Annotated in this window: 13 protein-coding genes; 12 read left to right on the forward strand and 1 reads right to left on the reverse strand. The window is 60.4% G+C overall.

Annotated features, from left to right (window positions below; all coding sequences use genetic code 11):
- Positions 1 to 83 precede the first annotated feature (83 nt).
- Positions 84 to 833, forward strand: a complete 750-nt coding sequence (locus ACTQXM_RS01170; protein WP_441536997.1) for a transposase — start codon at positions 84 to 86, stop codon at positions 831 to 833.
- Positions 834 to 1,085: 252 nt separating this feature from the next.
- Here the strand turns inward: ACTQXM_RS01170 and dinB are convergent, their stop codons facing one another.
- On the reverse strand, positions 1,086 to 2,342 hold the full coding sequence (gene dinB, locus ACTQXM_RS01175; protein ID WP_441536998.1) for a DNA polymerase IV: 1,257 nt from the start codon (positions 2,340 to 2,342) through the stop codon (positions 1,086 to 1,088).
- A gap of 201 nt (positions 2,343 to 2,543) precedes the next feature.
- On the opposite strand from dinB, the gene rpsP reads away from it, so the two are divergent.
- The 11 genes from rpsP to ACTQXM_RS01230 all read left to right on the forward strand — a co-directional run bounded on the left by rpsP (position 2,544) and on the right by ACTQXM_RS01230 (position 13,549).
- Positions 2,544 to 2,894, forward strand: coding sequence for a 30S ribosomal protein S16 (gene rpsP / locus ACTQXM_RS01180; protein ID WP_154516223.1), 351 nt, complete (start codon positions 2,544 to 2,546; stop codon positions 2,892 to 2,894).
- 42 nt (positions 2,895 to 2,936) lie between these two features.
- Positions 2,937 to 3,182, forward strand: a complete 246-nt coding sequence (locus ACTQXM_RS01185) for a KH domain-containing protein (RefSeq protein WP_441537024.1) — start codon at positions 2,937 to 2,939, stop codon at positions 3,180 to 3,182.
- A 34-nt stretch (positions 3,183 to 3,216) separates the two neighbouring features.
- Entirely contained in the window at positions 3,217 to 3,708 is a 492-nt protein-coding gene (rimM, locus tag ACTQXM_RS01190; RefSeq protein ID WP_441537025.1) for a ribosome maturation factor RimM, read from the forward strand.
- A gap of 10 nt (positions 3,709 to 3,718) precedes the next feature.
- On the forward strand, positions 3,719 to 4,477 hold the full coding sequence (trmD, locus tag ACTQXM_RS01195; protein ID WP_441536999.1) for a tRNA (guanosine(37)-N1)-methyltransferase TrmD: 759 nt from the start codon (positions 3,719 to 3,721) through the stop codon (positions 4,475 to 4,477).
- A 2-nt stretch (positions 4,478 to 4,479) separates the two neighbouring features.
- Complete coding sequence (lepB, locus tag ACTQXM_RS01200; RefSeq protein ID WP_441537000.1) at positions 4,480 to 5,043, forward strand: signal peptidase I; 564 nt, start codon at positions 4,480 to 4,482, stop codon at positions 5,041 to 5,043.
- Positions 5,044 to 5,102: 59 nt separating this feature from the next.
- Positions 5,103 to 6,014, forward strand: coding sequence for a glycine--tRNA ligase subunit alpha (locus ACTQXM_RS01205; RefSeq protein ID WP_441015527.1), 912 nt, complete (start codon positions 5,103 to 5,105; stop codon positions 6,012 to 6,014).
- Between the two features lie 3 nt (positions 6,015 to 6,017).
- On the forward strand, positions 6,018 to 8,114 hold the full coding sequence (gene glyS, locus ACTQXM_RS01210) for a glycine--tRNA ligase subunit beta (protein ID WP_441537001.1): 2,097 nt from the start codon (positions 6,018 to 6,020) through the stop codon (positions 8,112 to 8,114).
- A gap of 34 nt (positions 8,115 to 8,148) precedes the next feature.
- A complete protein-coding gene (locus tag ACTQXM_RS01215; protein WP_154516238.1) occupies positions 8,149 to 9,024 on the forward strand; it encodes a pyruvate, water dikinase regulatory protein in 876 nt (291 codons plus the stop codon).
- Between the two features lie 341 nt (positions 9,025 to 9,365).
- Complete coding sequence (gene ppdK, locus ACTQXM_RS01220; protein ID WP_441537002.1) at positions 9,366 to 12,116, forward strand: pyruvate, phosphate dikinase; 2,751 nt, start codon at positions 9,366 to 9,368, stop codon at positions 12,114 to 12,116.
- 209 nt (positions 12,117 to 12,325) lie between these two features.
- On the forward strand, positions 12,326 to 12,667 hold the full coding sequence (rplS, locus tag ACTQXM_RS01225) for a 50S ribosomal protein L19 (protein ID WP_117583231.1): 342 nt from the start codon (positions 12,326 to 12,328) through the stop codon (positions 12,665 to 12,667).
- 93 nt (positions 12,668 to 12,760) lie between these two features.
- Entirely contained in the window at positions 12,761 to 13,549 is a 789-nt protein-coding gene (locus ACTQXM_RS01230) for a ribonuclease HII (RefSeq protein ID WP_441537003.1), read from the forward strand.
- Positions 13,550 to 13,579: the final 30 nt, after the last annotated feature.

Genomic DNA, 13,579 nt, shown 5'->3' on the forward strand with positions numbered 1-13,579 from the left:
CATCGCGATTTATAGCTCCCAGTACGTTTTTTTCTACTCTGGCTCGGGTAACGTAATTGTCATCTGTAGAGGAGGGGATGCGTATGACTCGGACTGCGCGAGAAATCTCTGTATATGGTTTTTACCATGTCGTCCAAAAGGGATGTGCCGACCAACTCATATTTGAGGATGACGAAGATCGGCTCTATCTGATTCGGCTGATTGCTTCGAAATGCCAGAAGTTTAAAGTGGATGTCATCGCGTGGTGCCTTATGGATAACCATATTCATCTTCTGCTTGACGACGAGCATGTTCATCTGAGCGATTGCATGCATTCGATTACGACGGCGTATGCCATGTATTTCAACTCAAAGACAGGCAGGAAGGGGCCTGTTTTCCAGGATCGATTTAAGAGTGTGCCGATCCTCGATGATGATCAGCTGCTCAACTGCGTGAGATACATTCACGACAATCCCGCGAAGGCGAGGATTGGGACCGCTTCGCTGTATCGATGGAGCAGCTTTCGCGAGTATATGGGATATCCGGGTATCTGCAAAACGGATTGCGTTCTCGGGTTGCTTGGTGACTCTCAGAGTTTTTTTGCCTTCAGCACCTCGGGTGAGCCCAATCGCTATTGCTTCCGTGACGGCGCTCATGTGAGCGACACAGATGCGCTGGAGTTTGCGCAGGCTCTTCTTAAGCCGTACGAGCCTCATCACCTTAAGGCTTTGCCAAAGGGGGCGCGCGATGCCTGCATTCGTACTTTGAAGAGCGAGGGCTTTTCGATTAAACAGATCGTTCGCCTTACGGGCATTGGACACTGCACCATACAAAAGGTCAAAGTCAAAAAATAGCTCATTTTGGACGAGGTCTGTGTTGCGACCGCGTCAGGTATGGGTTGGGTAGCTAATTTGGGACGGGGCTATTTTAGCTAACCCTACAAATCGGTTGAGTTTTATTTCGGCCCCGGGTAATTCACTGCCAGCTGAAGGGTAGCTAAAAAAGCCCCGTCCTAAATTAGCTACCCCGTACTACCCTGACAATCTAAAGTAGCTAAAAAAGCCCCGTCCCAAATTGACTAAAAAGCCCCGTCCCAAATTGACTACTTAGTGGGAGGAGAAGCGTGATTGGCGGCCGAAGGATAGGGCGGTGTCGCCGAACTTGTCTCGGACCGCGTCGATGGCGACGGAGAGGTCACGGCGGTCGCTGGATTGGGCTCCGCGGTCGTCGACTTCGCAAAACAGGTCGGTCTGTATGCCGCCTTGATGATTGAAGTCACTCATACCTATGCCGGCAAGGCGTACATGCATTCCTTCCTGCCAGATGTTGTCGAGCAACTCGATCGCTACCGCCACAAAGATGTTCTCGTCGTCGGTGGGATGGGGGAGTCGTCGCTGTGCCGAGCGACCGCTGCCGTACGAGTACTTAAGTTTGAGCGTCACCGTGGTGCCGGTAAGCCCCTGGCGGCGCAGGCGACGTCCGACGGATTCGCCCAATAGTGCAATCGCCGCTTCGATGTCCCCGCGCTCGGTCAAATCTTTCGCAAAGGTGCGCTCATTGCTTACCGACTTGACCTCACGCTTTTCATCGAGGCTCGTGACTTCGGAAACCTCGAGTCCCAACGCGCGTTGGCGCATACGTTCGCCGTTAACGCCAAAAATCGCAGACAGTGTGGATTCCGGTGCGCGCGACAGCTCGCCCAGCGTGTAAATCCGCATGCGGCGCAGCCGCTCCTCGGCCGAGCGCCCTATACCGCTCATGGCAGAAACAGGTAACGGTGCCAGAAAACGCTGCTCAGTTCCCGGGCGTACGACCGTAAGCCCAAACGGCTTGTCTCGCTCGCTTGCAATCTTGGCCACCGTTTTGTTGCAACCGACGCCGATGGAGCAGGTCACCCCCAGTGCCGCCACGCGATCGCTGATGCGTCGTACGACGAGCAGTGGGTCCTCGGGCGCAAAGCGGCCCGGCGTGATGTCGATAAAGGCCTCGTCAATGGACACGCGCTCAACGCGTGGTGTCTCGTCGGCAAGAATATTCATGACCTGTGCGCTGACCTCGTGGTAGCGATCGAAATGCCCGTGTGTCCAAATGGCCTGCGGACATAGGCGGCGTGCCTCGGCCGAGGGCATGGCGGAGTGCACGCCAAAGCGGCGTGCCTCGTATGAGCAGGTGGAGACGACGCCGCGCGATTCGGCGTCTCCGCCCACGATAAGCGGCTTGCCGCGCCACTCGGGATGATCGAGCATCTCCACGCTCGCAAAAAACGCATCGAGATCCATCAGACCCACCGCCGGACCCGTCCAGGGCGGCGGCATGACGCCCGCAGTATCCTCATAACCGTATGTATGTTCGCATCTTTTCATGGCATGAGTATACCGCGCAGCTCATGTGGGGTGCGTGGATGTGCTTGCAAATCGCGAATTCTTGTCTAAGATATGGATTTGCCTTCGACTACACCGAAGAAGTTGGTCTCACGGACTTCACCTGCCCGCGTCGATGGCGTATTATGTTCAACTGTTTGTTTGTAGTTGCAGCCTAAAGCTGCTTGGTTGGAGGAGTTTCCTTTGGCAGTCAAGATTCGCCTTGCTCGTCACGGCGCTAAGAAGCGTCCGTACTACCGTGTCGTCGTCGCCGATTCCCGCGCCCCGCGTGACGGTCGTATCATCGAGGAGGTTGGCCGCTACAATCCGATGACCACCCCCAAGACCATCAACCTCGATCTCGAGAAGATCGCTGACTGGCAGTCCAAGGGCGCTCAGCTCACCGACGCTGTCGCCGCCCTGGTCAAGGCCGCCAACGAGGGCGAGAAGACCGAGACCGTCGTCAAGAAGTCCAAGAAGCAGCTCGCCAAAGAGGCCGAGGCCGCTAAGGCTGCCGCTGAGGCCGCTGAGGCCGCTGAGGGCGCCGAGGAGTAAATCGTGCCTGAGGTTGACGCTGCACAGCTCGAGGGTGAGGCAATGCTCTCAGATCGCATCGCCGATCTCGTCGAATATCTCGTTGTTCAGATCGTCGACGACCCGGATTCCGTGAGCCTGGAAGTTATCGATGGTGACGACGCCTCAACTATTGAGGTTTCGATCGCCGAGGATGACGTCGCTAAGGTCATCGGCCGTCGCGGCCGTACCATCAAGGCCATTCGCACGCTCGCCCGTGCACTGGCCGCTCGCCTCGACACTTCCGTCGAGGTAGAGGTTCTGGGCTAGGACCTTGAGGTCCCAGTACAAAAACATCGCCCGTGTGGTTAAGCCGCACGGAAGGAAGGGGGAGGTCCTCGCGCAGCCGCTGCGGGGGCTTCCTTCTGTATTGGAGCCGGGTATGCGCGTCGCCCTGACGCCACCGGCGCTCAAGCGTGACCGCTTTTGCACGGTTATATCCGTTACCGATACGGGCGATGGCGATCTGGTTTTGTTTGAGGGCATTGACGACTTGACGGCCGCCGAGGGCATCACGGGTTGTTTCGTTCTGGCGAACCGTGATGACTTTGAGCTCGATTCACTCGATGCCGCCTATACCGACCTTATGGGTCGCGAGGTGGTTGACGAGCGTTTTGGGTCGCTCGGAACGATCGTTGAGATTATGTCGACGCCCGCCAACGACGTTTGGGTTGTCGAGGGTGATCGGTATGGCGAGGTGCTGATTCCCGCGATCGAGCAAGTTGTGCTCGATCTTCCCGATCGGGGAGCAATATCCGTCCACGTTATGGACGGCTTGATCGATATGGACAAGTAGGGAGGACAACATGCTGATCGAGACCCTTTCGGTCTTTCCCGAGATGTTTGAGCCCGTTATGTCCACATCGATCTTGGGCCGTGCCCGCAAGGCCGGCCTTTTTGATTTTAAGGCGTATAACCTGCGCGACTGGACGCACGATCGCCGCCGTACCGTCGATGACGAGCCGTACGGCGGCGGTCAGGGCATGCTCATGAAGGTCGAGCCCATCGCTGAGGCCATCGAGGCCATCAGCTCTGAGGGTCCCAAGCCTACCGTGGTGTTCTTTACGCCCTGCGGTGAGCCTTTTACGCAGCATGTAGCCGAGCGCCTGCTCCAAAGCGAGCGCCTGCTGTTTGTGTGCAGCCGTTACGAGGGTGTCGACGAGCGCGCATATGCGTATGCCGATGAGCGCCTGTCGATCGGCGACTATGTGCTCACGGGCGGCGAGCTGCCTGCTATGGTTGTTGCTGACGCCGTCGTGCGTCTGATTCCCGGCGCGCTTGGTGACGAGATGAGCAACGTTGACGAATCATTCTCGACCGCCGAGGACGGTGGGCTGCTCGAGTACGCGCAGTACACCCGTCCTGCCGAGTTTAACGGCGAGGGCGTGCCTCCCGTGCTTGTAAGTGGTGACCACGCCAAGGTTGACGCTTGGCGCCGCAAGAACGCCATCGAGCGCACCTGTCGCTGGCGTCCCGACTTAATTGAGACGGCGCGGCTTACGCCCCAGGAGCGTGCGTACGCGCAGGAGATTTTGGACGCTTCGTATTCGCAGAGCGAGGAGTGAGAATGGTTCCGTCGCAGCATTCCATGCTAAAGGGCGCGTTTGAGTGGGTCGTGGTCGTCGCGATCGCACTCGTGGCCACCTTCTTGATTCGCACCTTTGTGGTCGAGCCCTTTGTGGTGCCCACCGGTTCCATGGAGTCCACTATCGAGATTGGCGACCAGATCCTGGCGCAAAAGGTGACGCTTGAGCTCGGCCAGCCTGTCAAACAGGGCGATATTGTGGTGTTCCACAACCCCGATGGCACCTCTGAGCACGATGTGCTCGTCAAGCGGGTCATCGCTACGGCCGGCCAGACGGTCAACCTGCAGGACGGCAAGGTGGTCGTTGACGGCCAAGCGCTCGACGAGGACTATGCGACGGGCATGAGCTGGCCACTGTCGGTCCAGGCGCCTGGTGCTCAGGTGAGCTATCCCTACATCGTCCCCGACGGGTGCGTGTGGGTGATGGGCGACAACCGCGAGAACTCAGCCGACTCACGCTACTTTGGTCCCGTCGATCGCTCTGATTTGATCGCTGTGGCGCTTGTGCGCTACTGGCCGCTCAACCGCATCGGCGCTATCGACTAAAAACCGCTATAGTACAGTACCTAACCGTGTAATCGTTTCGACGAGGGGATATTAGAGGCATGAACGCTTCATCGCTTTCCTTCCAAGACATCATCCTGCGCCTCCAGCAGTACTGGGGCGAGCAGGGCTGCGTCATTATGCAGCCCTATGACTCCGAGGTCGGTGCCGGTACCTTCCATACCGCGACCACGCTGCGCTCGCTCGGTCCTGCCGAGTGGCGCACCTGCTATGCGCAGCCCTGCCGCCGTCCCGCCGACGGCCGCTACGGCGAGAACCCCAACCGCATGCAGCACTACTATCAGTTCCAGGTGCTCATCAAGCCCTCGCCGGTCAACGCTCAGGAGCTTTACCTGGGGTCTCTTGCCGCCATTGGCCTGGACCCCAACGACCATGACGTCCGCTTTGTCGAGGACGACTGGGAGAGCCCGACGCTCGGTGCCTGGGGCCTTGGCTGGGAGGTCTGGCTCAACGGCATGGAGGTCACACAGTTTACGTACTTCCAGCAGGTGGGCGGCATCGAGGTCGACCCCGTGCCCGTCGAGATCACCTACGGCCTGGAGCGCATCGCAATGTACGCCCAGGGTGTCAACTCCGTCTACGACCTGGTGTGGAGCTATCTGCCCGACGGCACGCCCATGACCTACGGTGACGTGTTCCTGGAGAACGAGCGCGAGTTTAGCGCCTACAATTTTGAGGTCGCTAACGTCGAGATGATGCGTCAGAAGTTTGACGACTACGAGTCCGAGTGCCACTCCTGTCTGGAGCGCAAGCTGCCGCTGCCCGCATACGACTGCGTCATGAAGTGCAGCCATGCCTTCAACCTGCTCGATGCCCGCGGCGCCCTGTCCGCAGTCGAGCGCGCCAACTACATCCTGCGCGTCCGCGCCGTCGCCAAGGCGTGCTGCGAGGCCTATATGGCCGAGGTCGCCGGAGTTAACGAGAATGCCGACCAGGAAGGCGAGGTGGCGTAAGCCATGGCAGACGCTAAGGATTTCCTGTTTGAGATCGGTACGGAGGAAATGCCCTCCGCACCGCTGAACAATGCCGTCAAGCAGCTTGGCGATATGATCGCCAAGGGCCTCGACGAGGCCGGCCTGGCCCATGGCGAGGTCCGCGTGATCTCGAGCCCGCGTCGTCTGGCTGCGCTCGTGACCAACGTCGCCACCGCTACCGATGAGGTCCACGAGGTCAAGCGCGGCCCTGCGGCAAACATTGCCTTCGATGCCGACGGCAACGCCACCAAGGCCGCTCAGGGCTTCGCCCGCAAGTGCGGTGTGGCTGCCGAGGACCTGATCCGTCGTGAGGACACCGACGGCCGCGAGTACGTGTTCGCCGAGAAGAACATTCCCTCCGTGCCGGCTACCCCTATTCTGACGGCCCTGTGCGAGAAGACGATCGCAGGCCTGCAGTGGCCCAACTATCGCAGCCAGCGCTGGGGCCACGAGCACGCTACGTTTGTGCGTCCGGTCCGTTGGATCTGCTGCCTTCTGGGCGAGGACGTTGTGCCCGTGACGTTTGCCGATGTGACGAGCGGCAATACCACGCGCGGACATCGCGTGCTGGGCGCCGGTGACCATGTTGTCGCCAGCCCCGCCGTCTACGAGCAGGTGCTCGAGGACGCCGGCGTGCTTTCTGCCGAGCGTCGTCGCGAGGCCATCCTTGCCGGTATTGCCGAGGTCGAGGCCGCTCGCCCTGGCTGCCATGTCGACACGCCCAAGAAGGTCTTCGAGGAGGTCATTAACCTCTGCGAGTGGCCGACGGTGCTCGTCGGCACCTTCGACGAGGAGTTCCTCAAGGTCCCGCACGAGATCATCTGCGAGTCCATGCTCACCAACCAGCGCTACTTCCCGATCTATGACGGCGAGGGCAAGCTCACGCGTGAGTTCGTGGTCGTCTCCAACAGCAAGCCCGAGAATGCCGATCGTGTGATCGACGGCAACGAGCGCGTCGTGCGCGCCCGTCTGGACGATGCCAAGTTCTTCTACGAGGAGGACCTGAAGATCTCCCTCGACGAGTTCCGTGAGCGTCTGGCCAAGGTTGCCTTCCAGGAAAAGCTCGGCAGCGTGCTCGCCAAGTCCGAGCGCATTGAGCAGCTCGCGCTCGCTATTGCCCGCGAGGCCCATCTGGGCGCCCACCTCGCTGCCGATGCCGCTCGCGCCGCGCACCTGTGCAAGGCCGACCTGGTTTCCAACGCCGTCGTCGAGTTTACGAGCCAGCAGGGCGTGATGGGTGGCTATTACGCAACTGCGATGGGGGAGAACGACGAGGTCGCCCACGCCATTCGCGATCACTATCGTCCCCGCTTTGCCGGCGATGAGCTGCCCGAGGGCACCGCTGGCTGCATCGTGGCCTGTGCCGACAAGCTCGATACCATTGCCGGCATCTTTGCCATCGGCGAGCCCCCGACCGGCTCTTCCGACCCGTACGCGCTGCGTCGCGCCGCTATCGGCATTATCAACATCCTGCGCGATCGTCTGCCGATCGACCCCACGACGCTCATCGACTTTGCCCTTGAGCTCTATAGCGAGCAGGGCATCGAGTTCGACGCCGCCGAGGTCGCCCAGCAGGTCCGTGACTTCTTCCACGGCCGTCTGGTGAGCATGGCCCGCGACGAGAAGATTCCGGCGGATACCGTCGCCGCCGTCTCCGCGGTGCACATCATCGCTCCGTCCGTCTTCTTCGCCCGCTGCGCCGCGCTCGACGAGGCCCGCAAGAACGATGCCGAGACCTTCGACAACCTGGCTACTGCCTATGCCCGCGCCGCGCACATCTCCAAGCCCGAGCTGGGTATGGAGTACGATCGCAGCCTGATGGGTGAGGCCGAGCTCGCGCTTGCCGATGCCTCCGAGGCTGCTCAGATCGCTGTCGATGGCGCCCTTGCTGCCGAGGATTACCCGGCCGCATTTGCCGCCCTTGCCGCCCTGCGTGCCCCCATCGACCGCTTCTTCGACGAGGTTATGGTCATGGACAAGGACGAGCAGCTCCGCGATAATCGCCTTAAGCTGCTCAACCGCTTCGAGGCCGTTTTCTCTGGCATCGCCAACATCGGTGAGCTTGCCCGCAAAAAGTAAGCCAGCCTGCGCATAAGCGCAAAAGGAGCCCCGCATGGATTGCCCGGTCACCGCACGTCCCACCGTTATCGTTATCTCCGACTCGCTCGGTGATACCGCTTGTGAGGTGGTGCTTGCGGCGTCCGGGCAATTTGATGAAGGGGCTTTTCGTCTCTTGCGCTTGCCCAAAGTGAACTCGGTGGAGCAGGTCAAGTCGTTTGTGGGCCCGCGCGTCGATGCGGACCATCGTGATATCGCCGTGTTCCACACTATCGTCGATCCGGCGCTTCGCGCCCGCGTGCTCGATTACCTGGGTATGCTGCATATCCGCTCTGTCGACCTGATCGGTCCGACCCTTGCCGTGCTGTCGTCGCTCATCGGTGTGCCGCCCAAGGGCGTTGCGGGCGTTATTCACAAAACGGATGACCGCTATTTCCACCGCATTGAGGCTATGGAGTATTTCGTTGAGCACGATGACGGGCGCGGTTGCGACGACCTTTCGGGGGCCGATATCGTGCTGCTGGGCGTGTCGCGTACGTCCAAAACGCCGCTGTCGATGTATTTGGCCTATCAGGGTTACAAGGTCGCAAACGTTCCGCTGGCGCACGGCATGGAGCCGCCGAAGTCGATTTACGAGGTCGACCCGATGCGCCTGTTCGGCCTGATTTCGACCGTTGACGTAATTTCTGAGATTCGCGACAGCCGCTTGGGCGATGACTACGCCCGCGCCGTCGCCGGTTCCTATGCCGAGCCCGAGAGTGTGCGCAGCGAGCTTGAGGAAGCCCGTGCCCTTATGAAGCGCCTAGGCTGCTTTGTGGTGCGTACCGACGGTAAGGCGATTGAGGAGAGTGCATCCGAGATCATCGGTCATTTGGAGGAAATCCAAGAAGCTCGAGCCCGTCGTGCCGCTCGCCGAGCCCAACAAAAGTAGCTAATTTGGGACGGGGCTTTTTTAGCTACCCCGGCTGAGGCCGCGAGCTTTTTGGCCGATTGCCGACGGGGTAGCTAAAAAAGCCCCGTCCCAAATTAGCTACTTATGGTAAAGCGATTTAGCAAAGTTCTTTCAGTTAACCTGCAAGTCTCGTACACTGGTATCTTCATAAGGTAACCACCTTTATCTACCGTTTACCGTCAGTTTTACCACGTTTACCAAACCTCGCACCCTCTACGCAAGCACTTCCAATACCCGCCGTATAGTACCCTCACGGCTCGCATCCGGCGGGTCGATTCGTTACCACGGTCGTGCGCGACAGCGCATGGAAGGGGAGTATCGTGAGCGATTGCAAGAGGGTTTACCGTTTTGGAACCGACGCCCAGGGCACCTGTGTCACTGAGGGCGACAAGTCCATGAACTTCGTGCTTGGCGGCAAGGGTGCAAATCTTGCCGAGATGAGCCGCATCGGCCTGCCGGTTCCCGGTGGCTTTACCATTACCTGCCAAACCTGTGTCGAGTACTCCGGTGCCGGCAACGTGTGGCCCGAAGGCGCACTCGATGAGATCGTTGCCGCCGAGGCCGATCTCGAGGCCCGCTGCGGCAAGAAGCTTGGTGACGCATCCGACCCGCTGCTCGTGTCGGTTCGCTCGGGTGCTCCGTTCTCCATGCCCGGCATGATGGACACGGTCCTCAACTTGGGCCTTAACGACGACTCCGTTCTGGGCCTCATTACCCAGACGCAAAACCCGCGTTTTGCCTGGGATAGCTACCGCCGCTTTATCCAGATGTTCTCCAACGTCGTTATGGGTGTCGATGCCGACTTGTTTGAGAACGCCCTGACCCAGGCTCGCTTGGTCGCCGGCGTTCGCGTCGATTCCGAGCTTTCGGCCGAGGACCTGCAGGAGCTCGTCGAGACCTTCAAGGGCATCTTCTCCGAGAACGTCGAGGCTGCCCTGTATCCCGAGCTCGAGGTTGTCGACGGCAAGCCCGTCTTCCCGCACGATCCGGAGCTCCAGCTGCGCCTTGCCATCCAGGCCGTCTTTGGCAGCTGGATGAACGAGCGCGCCTGCATCTACCGCAAACAGCATGGCATTTCCGACGAGCTCGGTACCGCCGTCAACGTCCAGGCCATGGCTTTTGGCAACAAAGGCGAGACCTCTGCGACCGGCGTCGCCTTTACGCGCAATCCGGCCGATGGCACCAAGGAGTTCTACGGTGACTTTTTGGTTAACGCCCAGGGTGAGGACGTCGTCGCCGGCATCCGCAACACTGAGCCCATCGCCGACCTCAAGACCACCCCGGGCCTCGAGTCCGCTGGCGAGGAGCTCGAGCGCGTTTTCCTGACGCTCGAGGATCATTACCGCGATATGTGCGATATCGAATTCACCATCGAGCAGGGTAAACTTTGGATGCTTCAGACCCGCGTGGGCAAGCGCACCGCTACCGCCGCGCTGCGCATCGCTATCGAGATGGTCGAGGAGGGCCTCATCACCCGCGAGGAGGCCGTGAGTCGCATCGATCCGGCGCAGCTCGACCAGCTTCTGCATCCGCAGTTCGACTCCTCCAAGAAGTACGAGGCCCTGGCCTGCGGCCTTAACGCCAGCCCCGGCGCCGCCGTAGGCGAGGTCGTGTTCTCGAGCGACGATGCCGTCGCGCGCGCCAACGAGGGCCACAAGGTCATTCTGGTTCGCTGGGAGACCAACCCCGATGACTTGAAGGGCATGGTCGCTGCCGAGGGCATCCTTACCAGCCACGGCGGCAAGACGAGCCATGCCGCCGTTATCGCCCGCGGTATGGGTACGCCCTGTGTCTGCGGCGTTGAGCGCTTCCATATTGACGCCGCCGAGAAGGTCGTGCGCATCGAGGGCAGCGACCGTGTGCTTCACGAGGGCGACATCATCTCCATCGACGGCACCCAGGGTATTGTCGTCGATGGCGCCGTCGATCTGGTCTCCGCCGAGCTCACCGGCGACCTGGACACCATCCTGTCCTGGGCCGACGAGATCCGTCTGGACGAGACCGACGGTCACGCCAACCACGTGCGCGTCAACGCCGACAACCCCGAGGATGCCGCGCTCGCACTCGAGTTTGGCGCCGAGGCCATCGGCCTGTGCCGCACCGAGCACATGTTCCTGGGCGACCGCAAGAACATCATCCAGAGCTTTATCCTGTCCGACGACGAGGCCGTAAGGCAGCAGGCCCTGGCCGACCTGCTCAAGGTTCAGACCGAGGACTTTCTGGTGATGTTTAAGACCATGTCCGGTCGCGATGTGGTCGTTCGCCTGCTCGATCCGCCGCTGCATGAGTTCCTGGATAATCCTCGCGAGCTCGAGGTCGCCATCACCAAGAAGGAAGCCGCCGGCGCCAGCGAGGAAGAGCTTGCCACCCTGCGTGCCCGCCTGCGTCGAATCGACGGCATGGTTGAGTCCAACCCGATGCTCGGCTTGCGCGGTGTGCGCCTGTCCGTTGTCTTTGGCGATCTGCCGCTCATGCAGGTTCGCGCCGTCGCCACGGCTGCTGCCCGCCTTATCAAGGAGGGCGTCGACCCGCGCCCCGAGATCATGGTCCCGCTCGTTTCCATCACAGCCGAGCACGTCCAGACCCGCGAGGTCATCGAGCGCGTGATCGCCGAGGTATCCGCCGAGGAGGGCGTCGAGCTCAATATTCCCGTGGGCACGATGCTCGAGCTGCCGCGCGCCTGCATGGTCGCCGACGAGATCGCCCACCATGCCGACTTCTTCTGCTTTGGCACCAACGACCTCACCCAGACAACCTTCGGCTTCTCGCGCGACGACGCCGAGGCCAAGTTCATCCCGCTGTACATGCACAAGAAGATCCTGAAGGATAATCCCTTCGAGACCATCGACGCGGCGGTGCTCGAGCTGGTGCGTATGGCAGTCGAGAAGGGTCGCGCCGCCAACCCCGACATGCACTTTGGCGTGTGCGGCGAGCACGGCGGCGACCCCAAGTCCATCAAGGGCCTGTTCAACGTGGCCGATGTGGACTACGTGTCCTGCTCGCCCTATCGCGTGCCCCTCGCACGACTGGCTGCCGCCCAGGCCAAGCTCGATGCCAAGCGTTCCGCCTAGCGTTTAGTGTATAGACCCCTAGCGTAGCCCCCTTCATGCCGCCCGTCTCATTTGTGAGGCGGGCGGTTATCATGTGCGGGTTTTGTCTTTTTGTCTGCGAAAAAAATTGTTCTTGCAGCAGAAACCCGCGCGTGTATACTCGAATACGTTTGTTCAACTACGTGCCGGCCAAGGTGGTACGGCACCTCTAGAAGAGTAAGGAATTGCACATGGATTACATCCGCGCAATCGAGCGTCAGCAGATCCGCGAGGACATCCCGCAGGTCCGCGTTGCCGACAACGTCAAGGTTCACTACCGCATTAAGGAAGGCGACCGCGAGCGCATCCAGGTTTTCCAGGGTGACGTTATCCGCATGGCCGGCGCCGGTGCCCGTGAGACCTTCACCGTCCGCAAGATTTCCTTCGGTGTCGGTGTTGAGCGTACCTTCCCGCTTCACAGCCCCAAGATCGCCAAGCTCGAGGTCGTCCGTCATGGTCGCGTCCGTCGCGCCAAGCTGTACTACCTCCGCGACAAGGTGGGCAAGGCTGCTCGCATCCCCGAGAAGCGCTAAGAAGATCGCAGCGTCTGTCCACTCGTTTGGACACAAGGGTCACCTTCGGGTGGCCCTTCTTTTTATCTGATTTCCATGCAAGGAGGGCCTGGTATGGCCAATATGACGAGCTCGATTTCGGCATCGCAGGTTGCCGGCGAGCTGGCGAGTGCCACGTTCGAGGAGATTCCCGCCCTCGTGGAGCACTATCGCGAGGATCCGCGCCAGCAGGTGATCAAGGCTTGCGAACGCGCACTTAAGCGCCATGCCAAGGAACTTTCCGAGCGCGAGCGCGTCAACGGCATGTACGAGCTTATGCATGAGCTCGGCGGCGATGGCGTGGTCGTTGGTGTTGACGAGGTGGGGCGCGGCTCTGTCGCCGGCCCGTTGACGCTCTGCGCTGTCTGCCTTCCCATGGAGCCGCGCGTTTGGGGCATTAACGATTCCAAAAAGCTCACGCCTGCCCGTCGTGAGCTGCTCTCGGTGCAGATTGCCGAGGTGGCTACGGCCATTGGTTTTTGCCATATCGCGCCTGCGGACATCGATGAGATGGGCATGGCCCGCGCCATCCGCACTGCCGTCGCGGGCGCGGTGGCGGATACGGGGCTCGAGCCCGATTGCGTGCTTATGGACGGCAACCCTTTGGGCGCCGTTCCTAACGAGCGCGATGTGGTCAAGGGCGATGCCAAAATCGCCTGCATCGCCGCTGCTTCCATTATGGCCAAGGTCACGCGTGACGAGATGATGGTCGAGTACGATGCCGAGTATCCCGAATATCATCTTGCTGAGTCAAAGGGCTATGCGAGCCCCGAGCACATTGAGGCTATTCGTAAACATGGCCTTTCTCCGTTGCATCGTGTGAGCTTCTGCGGAAATTTTTTGCAGACGGAGCGTCTTTTTTAAGGCAAATATGGAGACAGGGACTTCTGGGAT

It is taken from the genome of Collinsella sp. LCP19S3_D3 (genome assembly GCF_052121455.1).
In the GTDB taxonomy this organism is placed as follows: Bacteria; Actinomycetota; Coriobacteriia; order Coriobacteriales; family Coriobacteriaceae; genus Collinsella.